The organism is Pseudomonas sp. AP3_22 TE3818 (assembly GCF_053628995.1).
In genome coordinates this window covers 3,103,110-3,119,720 of the sequence record NZ_JBRJHL010000001.1, presented here as the reverse complement: position 1 = coordinate 3,119,720, position 16,611 = coordinate 3,103,110, and the positions used below count along the sequence as shown (strand labels likewise).

19 protein-coding genes and 3 tRNA genes are annotated in these 16,611 nt (G+C 59.2%); 10 read left to right on the top strand and 12 right to left on the bottom strand.

Annotated features, from left to right (window positions below; translation table 11 throughout):
- The first annotated feature begins 187 nt into the window (after positions 1-187).
- From AB7M25_RS14075 to AB7M25_RS14040, 8 genes are all read left to right on the top strand, one after another.
- Positions 188-1,255: an NAD(P)H-dependent flavin oxidoreductase gene (locus AB7M25_RS14075; protein WP_454237478.1), complete on the top strand. Its 1,068-nt coding sequence runs from the start codon at positions 188-190 to the stop codon at positions 1,253-1,255.
- A gap of 124 nt (positions 1,256-1,379) precedes the next feature.
- A complete protein-coding gene (gene modA / locus AB7M25_RS14070; protein WP_429387644.1) occupies positions 1,380-2,147 on the top strand; it encodes a molybdate ABC transporter substrate-binding protein in 768 nt (255 codons plus the stop codon).
- 1 nt (position 2,148) lies between these two features.
- Positions 2,149-2,829, top strand: a complete 681-nt coding sequence (gene modB, locus AB7M25_RS14065; RefSeq protein ID WP_429387646.1) for a molybdate ABC transporter permease subunit — start codon at positions 2,149-2,151, stop codon at positions 2,827-2,829.
- 3 nt (positions 2,830-2,832) lie between these two features.
- A complete protein-coding gene (gene modC, locus AB7M25_RS14060) occupies positions 2,833-3,912 on the top strand; it encodes a molybdenum ABC transporter ATP-binding protein (protein ID WP_454237477.1) in 1,080 nt (359 codons plus the stop codon).
- A 75-nt stretch (positions 3,913-3,987) separates the two neighbouring features.
- Positions 3,988-5,013 carry a DNA topoisomerase IB gene (locus AB7M25_RS14055; RefSeq protein WP_454237476.1) on the top strand — a complete coding sequence of 342 codons (1,026 nt, stop codon included), beginning with the start codon at positions 3,988-3,990 and terminating at the stop codon, positions 5,011-5,013.
- 72 nt (positions 5,014-5,085) lie between these two features.
- Entirely contained in the window at positions 5,086-5,307 is a 222-nt protein-coding gene (locus AB7M25_RS14050; RefSeq protein WP_104447311.1) for a hypothetical protein, read from the top strand.
- A 129-nt stretch (positions 5,308-5,436) separates the two neighbouring features.
- The gene (locus tag AB7M25_RS14045) at positions 5,437-5,667 is read left to right on the top strand and encodes a hypothetical protein (RefSeq protein WP_007975977.1); all 231 of its coding nucleotides are present in this window, start codon (positions 5,437-5,439) and stop codon (positions 5,665-5,667) included.
- 207 nt (positions 5,668-5,874) lie between these two features.
- Complete coding sequence (locus tag AB7M25_RS14040) at positions 5,875-6,159, top strand: hypothetical protein (RefSeq protein ID WP_429519346.1); 285 nt, start codon at positions 5,875-5,877, stop codon at positions 6,157-6,159.
- 16 nt (positions 6,160-6,175) lie between these two features.
- On the opposite strand, the gene AB7M25_RS14035 is transcribed toward AB7M25_RS14040, so the two are convergent.
- The gene (locus AB7M25_RS14035) at positions 6,176-6,832 is read right to left on the bottom strand and encodes a TetR/AcrR family transcriptional regulator (RefSeq protein WP_454237475.1); all 657 of its coding nucleotides are present in this window, start codon (positions 6,830-6,832) and stop codon (positions 6,176-6,178) included.
- A 179-nt stretch (positions 6,833-7,011) separates the two neighbouring features.
- Between AB7M25_RS14035 and AB7M25_RS14030 the strand changes: the two genes are divergently transcribed.
- Together AB7M25_RS14030 and AB7M25_RS14025 are read left to right on the top strand one after the other, a co-directional pair.
- Positions 7,012-7,854 carry an NmrA family NAD(P)-binding protein gene (locus AB7M25_RS14030; RefSeq protein WP_429560536.1) on the top strand — a complete coding sequence of 281 codons (843 nt, stop codon included), beginning with the start codon at positions 7,012-7,014 and terminating at the stop codon, positions 7,852-7,854.
- 93 nt (positions 7,855-7,947) lie between these two features.
- Entirely contained in the window at positions 7,948-8,136 is a 189-nt protein-coding gene (locus AB7M25_RS14025; RefSeq protein ID WP_429387656.1) for a hypothetical protein, read from the top strand.
- A gap of 36 nt (positions 8,137-8,172) precedes the next feature.
- On the opposite strand, the gene AB7M25_RS14020 is transcribed toward AB7M25_RS14025, so the two are convergent.
- The 11 genes from AB7M25_RS14020 to AB7M25_RS13970 all read right to left on the bottom strand — a co-directional run bounded on the left by AB7M25_RS14020 (position 8,173) and on the right by AB7M25_RS13970 (position 16,009).
- Positions 8,173-8,778 (bottom strand): transglycosylase SLT domain-containing protein, encoded by a 606-nt coding sequence (locus AB7M25_RS14020; RefSeq protein WP_104447314.1) that lies wholly within the window; start codon positions 8,776-8,778, stop codon positions 8,173-8,175.
- Complete coding sequence (locus tag AB7M25_RS14015) at positions 8,775-9,122, bottom strand: hypothetical protein (RefSeq protein WP_454237474.1); 348 nt, start codon at positions 9,120-9,122, stop codon at positions 8,775-8,777. Before AB7M25_RS14015 ends, AB7M25_RS14020 begins: the two co-directional genes overlap by 4 nt.
- A 154-nt stretch (positions 9,123-9,276) precedes the next feature.
- Positions 9,277-10,824, bottom strand: a complete 1,548-nt coding sequence (locus AB7M25_RS14010; RefSeq protein ID WP_429519354.1) for a phospholipase D family protein — start codon at positions 10,822-10,824, stop codon at positions 9,277-9,279.
- Positions 10,825-11,077: 253 nt separating this feature from the next.
- Positions 11,078-11,164: transfer RNA gene (locus AB7M25_RS14005), tRNA-Leu, on the bottom strand.
- Between the two features lie 195 nt (positions 11,165-11,359).
- Positions 11,360-11,433 (bottom strand) — tRNA-Cys (locus tag AB7M25_RS14000).
- Positions 11,434-11,480: 47 nt separating this feature from the next.
- Positions 11,481-11,556: transfer RNA gene (locus AB7M25_RS13995), tRNA-Gly, on the bottom strand.
- Positions 11,557-11,619: 63 nt separating this feature from the next.
- A complete protein-coding gene (gene pgsA, locus AB7M25_RS13990) occupies positions 11,620-12,180 on the bottom strand; it encodes a CDP-diacylglycerol--glycerol-3-phosphate 3-phosphatidyltransferase (RefSeq protein ID WP_102702169.1) in 561 nt (186 codons plus the stop codon).
- 32 nt (positions 12,181-12,212) lie between these two features.
- The gene (gene uvrC, locus AB7M25_RS13985) at positions 12,213-14,036 is read right to left on the bottom strand and encodes an excinuclease ABC subunit UvrC (protein WP_429387660.1); all 1,824 of its coding nucleotides are present in this window, start codon (positions 14,034-14,036) and stop codon (positions 12,213-12,215) included.
- Between the two features lie 2 nt (positions 14,037-14,038).
- Positions 14,039-14,680, bottom strand: coding sequence for a response regulator transcription factor GacA (gacA, locus tag AB7M25_RS13980; RefSeq protein WP_008015884.1), 642 nt, complete (start codon positions 14,678-14,680; stop codon positions 14,039-14,041).
- A gap of 136 nt (positions 14,681-14,816) precedes the next feature.
- Entirely contained in the window at positions 14,817-15,251 is a 435-nt protein-coding gene (locus tag AB7M25_RS13975) for a GNAT family N-acetyltransferase (RefSeq protein ID WP_429519356.1), read from the bottom strand.
- Positions 15,251-16,009 (bottom strand): carbon-nitrogen hydrolase family protein, encoded by a 759-nt coding sequence (locus AB7M25_RS13970; RefSeq protein ID WP_454237473.1) that lies wholly within the window; start codon positions 16,007-16,009, stop codon positions 15,251-15,253. Before AB7M25_RS13970 ends, AB7M25_RS13975 begins: the two co-directional genes overlap by 1 nt.
- Positions 16,010-16,611: the final 602 nt, after the last annotated feature.

The following is a 16,611-nucleotide window of genomic DNA, read 5'->3' as shown; positions in this document are numbered from 1 at the left end:
GTTGTGGTGCATTTGAAATAGCACATGGAAACAGATTGTCGTACTCGACTTTAAGCCAATCAGCCAACCCGTCGGGCGCCGAAGAAAGCCTGGCGAACTGAAAAGACGACTGGCCTTGCGCCAATCGTTGCGTTACAAATCCTGTTCTACCGTCCCTGCCCTGCTTCAACGTCGGAGAACACTGCACATGAACCCATGGCCAGATACCCGCATTCTTGACCTGCTCGGGATCGAACTGCCGATCATTCAGGGGCCGATGGCCGGTGCCACGAACTCGTCCATGGTGATTGCGGCCTGCAATGCCGGCGGCCTCGGCTCGATGCCAGCGGCGATGCTCAGCATCGATCAACTGCGCGAAGAGCTGAAAACCATCCGCCAACACACCCAGCGCCCGATCAACGTCAATTTTTTCTGTCATCAGCCTCCAACCCCTGATGAGCAACGCGCGCAGGACTGGAAAAACCTGCTGCAACCCTACTACCAGGAACTCGGCGCCGATTTCGCTGCGCCAACCCCCGTGTCCAATCGGGCGCCGTTCGATGACGCAGCCTGCCAAGTGATCGAAGAATTTCGCCCCGAAGTGGTGAGCTTTCACTTTGGCCTGCCGGAAAAATCCCTGCTCGACCGGGTCAAAGCCACTGGTGCGAAAGTGTTGTCCTCGGCCACCACCGTCGCAGAAGCCGTGTGGCTGGAGCAGCATGGCTGCGATGCAATCATTGCCATGGGTTTTGAGGCCGGAGGTCATCGCGGGATGTTCCTCAGCGATGACCTGAGCAGCCAGGTGGGCACGTTCGCCCTGGTGCCGCAAGTCGTCGATGCTGTGAAAGTGCCGGTGATTGCCGCTGGCGGCATCGCTGATGCACGAGGCGTCGCCGCTGCCTTCATGCTGGGCGCTTCGGCGGTGCAGGTGGGCACGGCGTACCTGTTCACCCCGGAGGCCAAGGTCAGCCCGTCCCATCACAAAGCGTTGCGCACCGCCAAGGAAAGCGAGACGGCGGTTACCAACGTGTTCACCGGTCGCCCGGCCCGGGGCATCCTGAATCGGGTGATGCGTGAGCTGGGGCCGATGAGCACCAAGGCCCCGGCCTTCCCCCTGGCCGGTGGCGCGTTGATGCCGTTGCGGGCCAAAGGTGAAGCGGACTTCAGCAACCTCTGGGCCGGCCAGGCGTTTACTCTCGGCGTTGAATTGACCACCGAGGCACTGACTCGAAAACTGGCTGAAGAAGGATTAGCGAGGCTGCTGGGTCGCCCCTGAGCTTCACTTTCGTCAAAGTTGTATACAGTTTTTTGGCAATACATTCCGTTAAAAGGCAATTCGCTATATATTTATGTACATAACGATTTACCCTTGCTGCAATTGCCTTTAACGGAGCCGTTTCATGTCCATTCGCGTCTCACGTTTTGCCCCTGCGTGCCTCACGAGCCTGCTCGCCGTATTCGCCTGCGGCTCAGCCCAGGCGGACGAAGTCCAGGTGGCTGTCGCTGCCAACTTCACCGCGCCCATCCAGGCTATTGCCGCTGATTTCGAAAAGGATACCGGGCATAAACTGGTCGCCGCCTTTGGTGCCACCGGCCAGTTCTACACCCAGATCAAAAACGGCGCGCCGTTCGAAGTGTTCCTCTCGGCAGACGACAGCACCCCGAAAAAACTCGAGGCCGAAGGCGACACCGTCAAGGGTTCGCGCTTCACTTACGCAGTCGGCACCCTGGCGCTATGGTCGGCCAAGGCAGGCTACGTCGATGCCAAGGGCGACGTGCTGAAAAAGAACGAGTACCAGCACCTGTCCATCGCCAATCCGAAGGCCGCGCCTTATGGCCTGGCAGCGACCCAGGTGCTGGCCAGGGAAGGTTTGACCGACAAGGTCAAGGACAAGATCGTTGAAGGCCAGAACATCACCCAGGCCTATCAGTTCGTCTCCACCGGCAACGCCGAGCTGGGTTTTGTCGCCTTGTCGCAGATCTACAAGGACGGCAAGATCACCAGCGGTTCGGCCTGGATCGTTCCGGCCAGCCTGCACGACCCGATCAAGCAGGACGCCGTGATCCTCAACAAGGGCAAGGACAACCCGGCCGCCAAGGCATTGGTTGACTACCTCAAGGGGCCGAAAGCGGCAGCTGTCATCAAGTCCTACGGCTACGAAATCTAAAATGTCGCTATCGAGTGCTGACTTTTCCGCCATCTGGCTGACCCTGAAACTGGCGTCCCTGACGACCGTCATCCTGCTGCTTGTCGGCACTCCGATTGCGTTATGGCTTTCGCGCACCCGCTCCTGGTTGCGCGGTCCGGTCGGGGCGATTGTCGCCCTGCCCCTGGTGTTGCCACCGACCGTGATCGGTTTTTATCTGTTGCTGGCGCTAGGCCCTCAGGGGTTCATTGGCCAGTTCACCCAATCACTCGGCCTTGGCACCCTCACGTTCAGTTTTGCAGGGCTGGTCATCGGCTCGGTGTTGTATTCGATGCCCTTTGTCGTCCAGCCGCTGCAAAACGCTTTTTCCGCCATCGGCACGCGCCCCCTCGAAGTGGCCGCGACGCTGCGGGCCAATCCCTGGGACACCTTTTTCAGCGTGACGCTGCCCCTGGCCCGCCCCGGTTTCATTACCGCCGCCATTCTCGGTTTCGCCCACACCGTCGGCGAGTTCGGCGTGGTGCTGATGATCGGTGGCAATATTCCCGAGAAGACCCGCGTGGTCTCTGTGCAGATCTACGATCACGTCGAAGCCATGGAATACGCCCAGGCCCACTGGCTGGCCGGGGCGATGCTGGTGTTCTCGTTTGCCGTCTTGCTGGCGCTGTATTCCAGCCGAAAAACCAAAGCGGGCTGGAGCTGACCGATGATTCACATGCGCCTGAAACTGGATTACCCGGGCTTCGCCCTGGACGTCGACCTGCAACTGCCGGGTCGTGGCGTCACTGCACTGTACGGTCATTCCGGTTCGGGCAAGACCACTTGCCTGCGTTGCATCGCCGGCCTGGAACGGGCCGATCGGGGTTTTATCCAGGTCAACGATGAAGTCTGGCAAGACAGCGACAACAAGGTTTTCGTCGCACCGCACAAACGCGCGCTGGGCTACGTGTTCCAGGAAGCCAGCCTGTTTCCTCATCTGTCGGTGCTGGCCAACCTGGAGTTCGGCCTCAAGCGCATCCCGAAGCCGCAGCGTCGGGTCGACATGGCCCACGCCAGCGAATTGCTCGGCATCCGCCATTTGCTGGACCGGCACCCGCAACACCTTTCGGGCGGCGAGCGACAGCGCGTCGGCATCGCCCGCGCCTTGCTCACCAGCCCGAAACTGTTGTTGATGGACGAGCCACTGGCTGCGCTGGATGCCCAACGCAAAAGTGAAATCCTGCCCTACTTGCAACGGCTGCACGACGAGCTCGACATTCCGGTGCTGTACGTCAGCCACTCCCAGGATGAAGTCGCGCGGCTGGCCGACCATATCGTGTTGCTCAGCAACGGCAAGGCACTGGCCAGCGGTCCGATCGGCCAGACCCTAGCGCGCCTCGACTTGCCTCTGGCCATGGGGGACGACGCCGGTGTGGTGATCGAAGGCCGCGTCAGCGCCTATGACGCCGACTACCAATTGCTGAGCCTGCAATTGCCCGGCACCAGCCTCAACATTCGTGTGCCGCATACGCCCATGGATACAGGCCAGGCACTGCGCTGCAAGGTCCAGGCGCGGGATGTCAGCCTGAACCTGCACAGTGCCGGGCAAAGCAGCATTCTCAATCGCCTGCCGGTCACCGTGGTCAGTGAAATGAACGCCGACAACGCCGCCCATGTGCTGATTCGCCTGGACGCCGCCGGTACGCCGCTGCTGGCGCGGATCACGCGTTATTCCCGCGATCACCTGAACATCCACCCTGGCCAGCAACTCTGGGCACAAATCAAAGCGGTCGCAGTGCTGGCGTAAATCCGTCGGCACGACTGCAGCGGGGCGCGGTCCATGGCTGTAACGCCCCGTGATTCCTCGCCCAGGACGCCTGTCATGCCCGATGAACTGCCACCTGACCTGCATTATGTCGATGACACCCAGCCGGGCATCACCCGCAGGAAACTGCGCGGCAAATTCGCCTATTTCGACCCGGCGGGCCAGCGCATCACCGACCCGGAAGCAATCAAACGCCTCAATGCACTCGCGGTGCCACCGGCCTATACCGAGGTGTGGATCTGCGCCGATCCATGCGGGCACCTGCAGGCCACCGGCCGGGATGCCCGGGGTCGCAAACAATACCGTTATCATCCGCGCTGGCGAGAGGTGCGCGACGCCGACAAGTACTTGCGCCTGCGTGAGTTCGGCCTGGCCTTGCCGAAACTGCGTCAACGACTGGAAGCCGAATTGGCGGCACCGGGGTTCAGTCGCGACAAAGTCATGGCCACGGTCATCACTCTGCTGGACACGACGTTGATCCGTATCGGCAACAGCCAATATGCCCGGGACAACCGCTCCTACGGCCTGACGACCTTGCGCAACCGCCATGTTGAGGTCAACGGCAGTGCCATCCTGTTCCAGTTCCGCGGCAAAAGTGGCGTCGAGCACCAGATCACCGTGAAAGACCGGAGACTGGCGCGGATCATCAAACGCTGCCAGGACATTCCCGGGCAGAACCTGTTCCAGTATCTGGATGAAAACGGAGACCGGCACAGCGTCAGTTCATCCGACATCAACAGCTATTTGCAAACGCTCACCGGCGCCGATTTCACCGCCAAGGATTACCGCACCTGGGCCGGCAGCGTCCTGGCCCTGGCGAGTTTGCGCAAACTGCAGTGGGAGCCTGAAACGGATGCCAGGCGGCACCTGGTGGAAATGGTCAAGAACGTTGCCAGACAGCTCGGCAATACCCCGGCGGTGTGCCGCAAATGCTATATCCACCCGGCGGTGCTGGACGGTTTTCTTCTCGGTGATCTGGCGCAACTGCCAAGGACCAGAGCGCGCAAGGGGCTATCGGCCGAAGAGGTCGGGCTGGCGATCTTCCTTGAGAGAATGCCCGCCGCGCCTGAACCGACGAATTGACCTGCCTATTTTTTGCACGATCACCAATGACTTCTATAGTTGAACTGAACACGAATCCGCTGCGGAGACGCCATGGAAGACATTTTCGTCGTGAAGCGTTGCAACAAGATCATCATTCATGGCCGTCGTGCGGGTGAAAATGATCATCTGCCTCCGGATGCCGCGGTCTGGTATCGCATCGCCGATACCCGCACCCAAGGCTTTATCGGAGATGGCTACGACAAAGAAGAAGACGCTCAGCGTGTTTGCCGGCAGTTGAACGCCAAATCACAAGTGACAGCCCGACAAGGTTGAGGGCCTGTCACCATTTTTTAACGGGTCTATACTGAAATGGCTGAAGGAACAGCAACCCCAACGGCAGAAAGCTCGCTCCCGGCGGGCTTTTTGCTGCCACACCAGGTTTCTTGAACGGAGGTGTCTCCCATGTCCGAAAAAGAGTCCATCACCACCCTGCTCACCTTGCTGGACTCCCGTCAGGCGCGCCTGGCTGCGGCTTGCAAGGAAATCGCCGACTGGGTCGATCATCAAGGCGGACACCCTACCGCCCTCAGAATCCGTGATCGCCTGAACGACATCGAGAAGGACACGCCGCTGATCCGGCACACGCTGTCTTCTCTCCAGCCTGTCGACCGGCCTCTGCCTCGGTTCAGATGATCCGCCACGGACTTGCGGTACGAGGACAGGCCCGATTCGGGCAGCATGACCGGTGGCACTGACGCCTCCGGATAGCTGGCTGCCTGCCGAGTTTTCACCCTCTCTTGCAACCCGACCTCGTGCCGGGATTTTTTGTTGCGCAAAACCAATCGAACGTCACTGCTCACGTGGGGTCAACCGATCACACGTCACCAAGGAGACGTTCCAATGGTCACTCATTTCAAAGTCAGCGGGCACCTGGCCTGCGGTCACCACGGCAACAACCTGGTATCGACCCGCGAACTCAATCGGGTGAAATGCAGAAGCTGCCGAAACACCGACGCCTACAAAGAAGCCCGCAAGACTGAACGCAACGCTGCCCGCCGCGCAGCACGCAAAGCCAAAGCCGTGCACACCGCCGATAACTGGCGTTCAGCCTGGATCGAACGACTGACCGCGATGCCCGGCCTGCAACGACTGCCACGGGGATTTGCCGGCCAACCTTTCGTTTAGACAGCGTTTACTGTGATCAGATGTCCCTGCACGCTGGCTCCATGACCTCGCGCAGGGACATGCGCTTGAACGCCTCGACCAGCGCGCGCCCTTCCTCTGGCATACAAGTGACCGCCAACCGCATGGTCGCCTCGCCCAGGTGCCAGATCAAAAACGCGGATTGCCGGACCTTCAGCTCATCGCTTTGCGGATATACACGAAGCATGGCCTGGGCCAGGAGTGCTCCGGCCACCCGGCTCTCCTCCAGCTCCAGCTGCAACAACTGCTTGTCGGCCTGCATGCCGGACCAGATGTCACGCATCACCGGTGTCGCCATCACGATCTCGTAATACAGGTCGAGCAACTGCGAATAGGCGGCCTGCAAACCCTGGGCATCCTCGACAACCTCCATTGCCTGTTCGATGCAACGACGGCTCTCAGCGTTGTAGCGTTCGGCGAGCGTTCGGATGACGGCGCTCTTGTCGGGAAAATACTGATAAAGGGAACCGATCGAGATCTCGGCGCGCTCGGCGATTTCACTCATCTTGAGCTGATCGCTGCCCTTGTCCGCAATCAATTGAGTCGCCACGGTCAGAATACGCTCCTGACGCTCGCGACTGCGCTGTTGCGTGGGATGACGCCGAACAGCTTCTGCAGCAGGCTGTTCCTGGGCTTCAGGGGTCTTTTTGCGCACGAGTGAATTTCCCGATCAATAACGTGACATGTACTCACCTTAGCATCGCCCATCCCCATGCCAAACAACAGGTGCCCACACGTCGGGCAATTCGATCCGAAGGGTTGACGCACAAACATGAGGATCTATCATCTTTTAAACGTGAGCACTGCTCACATTAACCGATGGAGATGAACGCGATGAACACCGCTCAGCAAACCCTGCTGGTCCTCGGCGCCACCGGCAAAACCGGACGGCGAATCACTCAACGACTCGAAGCGGCCGGCCTGCCCGTTCGCCAGGGCTCCCGCGATGCGAATCCGCCTTTCGACTGGGAAGATCGATTGACCTGGGACGCGGTAATCGATGGTGTTCATGCGGCCTACATTTCCTTCCAGCCCGATCTCGCCGTTCCAGGCGCCGTTGAAACCATCCAGGCTTTCACCGACCTGGCGGTGAAAAGCGGAGTGCGCAAACTGGTTTTGTTATCCGGGCGCGGTGAAGTCGAAGCGCAACAGGCCGAACGTGTCGTACAGGACAGCGGGATTGACTGGACGATTCTGCGGGCCAGCTGGTTTTGCCAGAACTTCAGCGAGGCGCACTTTCTTGAACCCATTGTGCAAGGTGAACTCGCACTCCCCGTCGGTCAGGTCGCCGAACCCTTTGTCGATGCAGACGACATCGCCGAGTGTGCCGTCGCCGCATTGACCCAACCCGGGCACACACACCAGCTCTATGAATTGACCGGTCCTCGGGCGCTGACCTTTGCCGACGCCGTGACCGAGATTGCCCGTGCCACCCATCGCAACATCGAATTCGTGGCCGTACCGGCGCACGCCTATCGACAGGCAATGGAACAGGAACAACTTCCCCCGGCGTTGATCGATCTGGTGCTGTACCTCTTCACTACCGTGCTCGACGGCCGCAACACACCTGTGACCGATGGCGTGCAGCGGGCACTGGGACGACCGGCGCGCGACTTCAGCGACTACGTGCAGCGCACCGCGGCTGCGGGCATCTGGGAAAATGGGCGTAGGATGTAACGCATTGGCGAGAACAGGGTTCGTCGGCTAGGGTCTCTTGCGTATCGAACTGCGGCGCCTTTATTGGCAGGAGCCTGATCAAGGAGAAAACGCATGTCACTCAATCGTAATGCCGAACAAACCTACCGCCAGTGGTCCACCCCGATCCTGCTGGAACTCAAGGAACGAGAGCATGAAATGACCCCGTCAGACCGCCAGGCGTTGGAAAACGTGCTGCAGGAAAGAAGGCTGATCAACACCGGCAACCCGACCGGCAGCGATCGTCGCAAGGCAGACCCTTGATCCCGCATAACGCCCGCTAGCGGAGTCTCTGCCGCGCTAGAACCACCCACTGCGATCATCTTCCAGCGCCTGGCGACACTGCTTGAGTTGGGCGTTATAAATCTCCGATTGCTTTTGCACTTTCTGGGCAACCTGCATCAACCACGGTTTACTGCGATAGGAATTGCGGCTAAAGCCCCCACGCCCCTCGTGATAAGCCAGGTACTGATTGTAGGTGTCCCATTTGGAGATTCCGAGCTGACGTTGCGTGCCCGTGGTGTACCAGCCGATAAACATGATCGCGTCGTCGAAACTGTCACGTGAACCGCCGTTGCCAGTACTGTCCTTGTACTCACCCCACACCGGGTCCTGAGCCTGCGCATAACCATAGGCCGAACTGACTCGCCCCCAGGGGATCACCCAGAGCAGGTAGTCACGCGGCGGCAATGCGTCCGCCACGTAGCTGCTTTCCTGCTTCATGATCGCCATGGCCACATGCAGAGGCGTCCCATACTCACTCTGCATTTCCAGCGAGTCCTCGTACCAGTCGGGATACTCACGGTAAATACTGCAGAGATTGTCCTGATCCTTGGGTGGCGTAGTCGTGCAACCTGTCAAAAACATGAACAACAAAGCCAACAGCAAAATATTTCGTTGTGTCATTCATCACGCTCAAAAATAAAGTTCTTCGCACAATCCCGGGTAACTACTGTAGGAGCCAGCCTGCTGGCGATGGACCCAAGTGCGCCGCGCTCATCCAGCTCACACGCGTTATCGTTAACGACCATCGCTGGCAAGCCAGCTCCCACAAGGGACCGTGCCCACGCTAAAACTGTAGGAGCCGGCTTGCTGGCGATGGGCTCGAATGCGCCGCGTTCATCCAGTTCACCCGCGTTATCGTTCACGACCATCGCTGGCAAGCCAGCTCCTACAGGAGCCAGCCTGCTGGCGATGGACTCCAGTGCGCCGCGTTTATCCAGTTCACACGCGTAATCGCTAACGACCATCGCTGGCAAGCCGGCTCCTGCAAGGCGCCTGAGTCAGGCAATTGCAGGCAAAAACGTCAGAAGACTTCCAGCTTGATCGCGTCACCCTTATCGAAAGGGTTCTTTGTAAATCCCTGTTGCACGACGAGACCAGAGGGGGCCCCTGGGTTTCGATTCAGAGCATCTTCTCCAGACCGACCTTATCGCTGAGCCAGGCTTTGAAGCTGCGCCATTTGCCGCCGGGTTCCTTGCGCAAGGTATGTTGGCGGCCGTCGTCCTCGGTGAGCCAGACGACTTCGCCGTTTTCCAGTCGGGCCTGGTAACTCATGGCCGGCGCCATACCCTCAAGCGCCGCCTGGCGCACGTAGCCGGCCAGTTCGGGACTGTCGACCAGCACCCCGACTTCAGTGTTCCAGAACAGTGAACGCGGGTCGAAATTGAACGAACCGATGAACACTTTCTGCCTGTCCAGGATCATGGCCTTGGTGTGCAGGCTGGAGTCCGAGCCACCACTGAGTCCAAACGAAGAACTGCGGCCGGTATCTTCCGGCTGACGCCGCAGCTCATAGAGTTTCACGCCATGTTCGAGCAGCGTCTTGCGATACGGTGCATAGCCGCCATGCACCGCCGGCACATCGGTGGCTTCCAGTGAGTTGGTCAGCAGGCGCACATCAACGCCGGCATCTGCACGCCCCAGGAGATAGTCCATGCCCGACTTTTGCGGGACGAAGTAGGCCGACATCATGATCAGCTCGTGGCTGACGCCATCGAGTTCAGGCCGCAGTTGTGTGGCCATCAATAACGCGCGTGCCGGTTCGCCGTCAGCCAGGACCTTGCTCGGAGCGTCCCACATCGCCGTGTTATGGGCCCAGATCAGCTGCTTGCGCCAGGTCTCGAATTGCGGTCGAGTCTGGTAGGTCATGAGATGGTCGTACAACGCCCTGTGCTCGGTACGTGAGGACTGGAGCGATTGCTCCAGACGTTGGCGGCTTTCGAGCAAGTCTTGTGTAGTTGGCTTGTTGATCTGGAAGTCACTGATCGACTGGCTCAAGGCGCTGTTCCAGTACTGATCGAAGCTGTGTCCCAACTGCTCGGCGACCGGGCCGATGCATAGCAGGTCCATGTCGGTGAAGTTGAGATCGGGCTTGGCGTCGAAATATTCATCCCCCAGGTTGCGTCCGCCGACGATGGCTGCGCTGTTGTCAGCCAGCCACAGTTTGTTGTGCATGCGTCGGTGTTGTTGGGAAAGATCAAGCAAACGACCCATGGTTCGAGTGACCATGGTGCTGCGGCCCAGATGCAAAGGGTTGAAGACGCGGATATGGATGTTCGGGTGCACCGCCAGGGTAGCGATGACTTCTTCCTGGCCGTCGGTGGCCGTGTCATCGAGCAGCATACGTATCCGTACGCCGCGATCGGCAGCCAGCAGCATTTCATTAACCAGTGCCCGGGTGCTGAGACCGTTATGCACGATGTAGTACTGCAGATCGACGGATTTCTGCGCATTGCGGATCAGCTCGGCACGCGCCCGGAATGCTTCACTGCTGTTGGGCAGCAAGCGAAAACCCGAGCGCCCCTCATGCGCGGCAGCCTGAGTCTGGATCGAACGCCCGAAAGCCGATTCGCTGGCGGGGATCGCCTCGCTGAAGTCGTGGGGCATGCGCGTGGTGGCGCAACCGACTAGCAGCAACGCGAAAAACATGGCGCAGAGGAACCGGGACATGGGCTGGTCCTCAAACTCGACGGGTGTAGATGTGGACCCGGCATCCAGCCAGTACCGGCTGCCGAGAACAAACAGCCCTCGATAATCCGCACGACTTTTTTTAGTAAAGCCCGTTTCAGGCAGCCTGTCGAAAATTACGCTTCTCTGCAGAGCATATGCAGCCCGGGCAGTAGCGAATTGCGGAAAAGATTTTTTGATGGCGGAAAAAACTAAGGGCCTGCATGAGGTATCTCACGCAAACCCTTGATATTCATGGTGCCCGAAGCCGGAATCGAACCGGCACGCCCTTACGAGCGGGGGATTTTAAGTCCCATGCGTCTACCAGTTTCGCCATTCGGGCGGTAGCGCGGTGAAGCGTCCAGGTTTTGCCAAATAACGATCTGGCAGTTCTGACGCCTGTGCAGCAGAGGTGGAAATATATACATCCCGCCCCGGTGAAGCAAGTTCGCAAATACCCTTTTCAAGACTAAATTTTGCAGGTAGCTGCAAATAAAAAAGCTCCGTAAATCATAGATCTACGGAGCTTGTTTATGAGTGGAGGCCGAGGTCGGAATCGAACCGGCGTAGGCGGATTTGCAATCCGCTGCATAACCATTTTGCTACTCGGCCTCAAAACATTTGATATCTAGTAGCGCGACATCAAATGCGTACAAACTTGGAGCGGGAAACGAGACTCGAACTCGCGACCCCGACCTTGGCAAGGTCGTGCTCTACCAACTGAGCTATTCCCGCGTCTTGGTGTGGCGCATTCTATAGAATCCAGAAGCCCCGTCAACCCTTTGATTCAAAAAAGTTTTATTTCTTTTCAACGTCGGTCTTCAGATGTGGCCAGGCAGCCCGCAAGTACTGGACCATCGACCACAAAGTCAGGCCGGCCGACACCATCAGCAAGGTGTAGCCCAGCAAGACCCAGAAACTGAAATCCTTGGGATTGGCCAGCAGGATCACCAGCGCGAGCATTTGCGCGGCGGTTTTCCATTTGCCAAGGTTCGATACGGCGACGTGGGCACGTGCGCCCAGTTCGGCCATCCACTCGCGCAATGCCGAGACGACAATCTCGCGACCGATGATCACGGCAGCCGGCAGCGTGAGCCACAGGTTTCCGTGTTCCTGCACCAACAGTACCAGCGCAACCGCGACCATCAGCTTGTCGGCAACCGGGTCGAGAAAAGCCCCGAACGGTGTGCTTTGTTCCAGGCGGCGGGCCAGGTACCCGTCCAGCCAGTCGGTGGCTGCTGCAAAGGCGAAGACCGAGGCGGAAGCCAGGAAGCTCCAGTGGTAAGGCAGGTAGAACAGCAAAATGAAGATCGGAATGAGCAGAACGCGTAGAACGGTAATCAGATTAGGGATATTCATCGGCACAACTGGCTACGAGGTGAGGGGGCATTCTACTCGCTGTGCAGATTTGCATAAATCAACTCTGCGAGCTTTTTACTGATCCCGGGGGCTTTGGCAATTTCTTCGATGCTTGCACGAGACAGCTCCTGCAATCCACCAAAATGTTTCAACAAATCCCGCCGACGTGTTGGACCGACGCCAGCGACGCCTTCCAGTGTAGACGTCCGACGGGTTTTTCCACGCCGGGCGCGGTGCCCGGTAATGGCAAATCGGTGGGCTTCGTCGCGAATCTGCTGGATCAGATGCAGCGCGGGAGAATCACCGCGCAAGGTGAACTCATGCGCGGCGTCGTTCAGGTACAGAGTTTCGAAACCGGCCTTGCGCGTCGCGCCTTTTGCCACGCCGAGCAGGATCAGATCAGGTACGGCCAGTTCATCGAGCACGTCACGGGCCATGGACAACTGGCCTTTACCACCATCCACCAGCAGGATATCCGGCAGCTTGCCCTCCCCGTCCTTCAGTTTGCTGAAGCGCCGGGTCAACGCCTGGTGCATCGCCGCGTAATCATCGCCGGCCGTAACGCCCTCGATGTTGTACCGGCGGTAATCGGACTTGATCGGGCCTTCGGGGCCGAAGACCACGCAGGACGCCACTGTCGCCTCGCCACTGGAGTGACTGATGTCGTAGCACTCCAGGCGTTGTGGAGGCTCATCCAGCTTCAGCACCTCGGCCAGCGCATCGAAGCGCGCCGTAATGTGCTGACGATTCGCCAGGCGCGCACTCAGCGCCTGCTCGGCATTGGTCACCGCCAATTGCTGCCAGCGCGCTCGCGTACCACGCACGCGATGGCTGATGGTCAGTTCACGACCGCGCAACTCGTCGATGGCCGCGATCAGTGTTGGAAAGTCCTCGTGGACCACATTGACGATCAACTCGCTGGGCAAGTCGCGTTCAGGGCTGCTGATGAAGTATTGGCCGAGAAACGCGGCCATGACTTCGGAAACGTCTTCTTCAATACCGACTTGCGGGAAGAAGTTCTTGCTGCCCAACACCCGCCCGCCCCGCACGCTGATCAAGTGCACACAGGCACCGCCTGGGTTGACGAACGCGGCGATCACATCGACGTCCCCGGTCCCGCCTTCCATGCTCTGTTGGTCCTGGACCCGGCGCAGCAACGCAATCTGGTCCCGCAGCTCGGCCGCTCGCTCGAACTCCAGATTGATCGCTGCCTCTTCCATCCCGGCAGACAACTCGTCAGTCAGCGCGTTGCTGCGCCCCTCAAGAAACATCACCGAGTGGCGCACATCTTCGGCGTACACCTGGGGCTCCACCAGCCCGACGCAGGGCGCCTTGCAGCGTTTGATCTGGTATTGCAGGCAAGGACGGGTGCGGTTCTTGTAATAGCTGTCTTCGCATTGGCGAACGAAAAACGTCTTTTGCAGCAGGCTCAGGCTTTCGCGGATCGCGCCGGCGCTGGGGTAAGGACCGAAATACTTGCCCTTGGCCTTTTTCGCTCCCCGATGAATGCTCAGGCGCGGAAACTCTCCGTCGGAGAGATAGACATAGGGGTAGGATTTGTCGTCGCGCAGCAGGATGTTATAGGGCGGACGCCATTCCTTGATCAGCGTCTGCTCGAGCAGCAAGGCTTCGGTTTCGTTGGCGGTGATCGTCGTTTCGACCTGGGCGATACGCGCGACCAGTGCGGCGGTCTTGGGGGCAAGCCCGGTCTTGCGAAAGTAACTCGACAGGCGATTCTTGAGGTTTTTCGCCTTGCCGACGTAAAGCAACCGCGCTTCGCTGTCGAACATGCGGTACACGCCGGGGCGGCCGCTGACGGTGGACAGAAAGGCGCTAGGATCAAAGGTTTCGGTCATTTTCAGAGGCTGGCGTCGACCATGCCATGACGCACCGCCAACAGCGTCAACTCGACATCACTGCTGATCGAAAGCTTTTCGAAGATGCGGTAACGGTAGGTGTTCACGGTTTTCGGGGACAGGCACAATTTGTCGGAAATGATCTGTACTTTCTGGCAGCCGACGATCATCAGCGCGATCTGGATTTCCCGCTCGGACAGGGCATCGAAAGGCGAGTCGTTGGTGGGCTGGAAGGATTTGATCGCCAGTTGTTGGGCAATTTGCGGGCTGATGTAGCGTTGCCCGGCAAACACCAGGCGGATGGCCTGGACCATTTCCGGCAAACCTGCCCCCTTGGTCAGGTACCCTGCCGCCCCGGCTTGCAACAGCCGCGTAGGAAACGGGTCCTCTTCACACACGGTCACCGCAACGACCTTGATATCCGGATGACTGCGCAATAATTTGCGAGTGGCCTCAAGACCGCCGATACCCGGCATCTTGACGTCCATCAACACCACATCGGGTTTCAGCTCACGCGCCTTGAGCAGGGATTCTTCACCCGACTCGGCCTGGCCGACTACTTGCAGGCCATCGATGTCAGCCAGCATTCGTGTAATGCCTGTACGAACGAGATCATGGTCATCGACTACTAGCACCCTAATCAAGCAGACACCTCGCGATATGGTCTTATTGGGTTGCCAGACACCTTAGCAAAAAGCATCTGGCAGACCTAGCGGAAAGCATCAGATTAAAAGTTTCAATTCATCTTGAAAGGCCAGTCGCAAACGCGTTGCGACAATGTCATGGATTGATATCAAACTGCATTCTCAGGAAACATTCATCCTGACCCACCACTTTGAATCCTTTGCGCTCGTACAACGCCCGCGCCGGGTTATTTTCAAAAACCGTCAAGCGTAACGCCGGTCGCCGCTCCTGGTCCGCGACTGACAGCACCCGATCGATTGCCCAGGAACCAACGCCCAGCCCGCGAAACGCTTCGACGACTTGCAGTTCGCGGATGTACAACGCCCTGGCATCACGGCTCAAGCTCACATAACCCAGCATCTGATCGCCGCTTGTCAGCAAGCGGTTGTCCCGCCCTGCCCAGGCCACGTCAAAAGCTTCGTCCTGCCACATCAGGTCGTGCCGAATGTAGTAGCGCAGCATGTTTTTACAGGTCAGATGGCGGGCGAAGGCCAGGTCCTCTGGCGTGACGGCACGCCATGCGCAATCCATCACGCCGGCTCCACGGCGACGACTTCACCGCTCCAGCCCGCGCTGTTGCGCCGGGCCACTACCATCTGGCTGCCGGTACCGCTGGCGGCCGCAATCAACAAACCGTCCGACGCCCAGATCGCGCTGCGTCCTGCCGACGCCCAGCCACCTGTCGCGCCACCATGATTGGCCATCAACACCACCATGGCGTGCTTCGCGGCATAGCCTTGCAGCAACGCGGTATCCGCGACGTAGCCGTTTTCCGTGATCAGCACGCCTGCGGCGTAGACATCTGCACCCTGGCACGCCGCAGCAGCGGCATGGCTGGCGTGGGAAAAGTCGGCGCAGACCGCCAGTGCAATCGTGTCTGTCCCGATGGTCAGGGGCTCACCCCCGGCGCCCGGTGCAAACGCCACTTCTTCCCCGGGATGCAGATGTTGCTTGCTGTAGACCCCCAGCGAACCATCGGCCCCCAGCACCAGTGCACCGATCAGGACCGGCGAGTTATCCGACAGCCGAATCGGCATACCGACAACCGCCGTCACACCGACGGCCCGGGCGACGTCTCGCAGCGGTTGCAGGATGACGGCATCCGGCACAATGGCCAGCTCGGCAGCGAGCCCGCGTTCGTAGCCTGTCAGCGACAGCTCAGGGAACACCAGCAACTGCACGCCCTGCTCCGCGGCTGCCGCGATGAAGCGTTGGTGCCTGGCGATATTGCCGGCAAGGTCTGCGGCGATGGAGATCGATTGGGCTGCGGCGATGGTCAGCGGTAACATGAAGCGTCCTTGTGTCGATGTGTTTTGGAACAGACGCAGAGTTTGTCACAACCCTCAGGCCACTCAAGCGATAGACAACCCTGTCGCCGGCCAATAGCATTTTCTGATTGAATCTGCGCACCGGCCTCTAGTAAGCTCGGCCCATCCATCGGAGACAGACCATGTTCAACACCCTCTCACAGCTTCGTACCGCCAGCGCCTTGCGCTCGGTTGCGGCTGCCCGGGTGAACGACGGTTGTGCTCCGGTCAGCTTTTATTTTGGGTATTGGTTTAGCCACTGGCGCGCCTGATACCCACACGGCGCCCACTTTAAACGGGTCGCCACCAGAGAATTCTCAACCCCCGGTCGGCCTCCCGACCGGGGGTTTTGTTTTTTCAGCCCCAACCCTTTTAGCGACACACCAGACATTTAGAGGATTCACAACATGAACTACGCCACTTATTACCGTTACGACAGTTTTACCGCCTGGCGATTTACCACCCTCCGCTCGGGACAGCCTGCCGCCTCCGATCGGTCACCCACTGGTGGCAAGCACACACACACAGCCAGTCTGGCCAATTGTCGAACACCCCAGTAGGGCCGAGCGCGCGGGCACGAACCC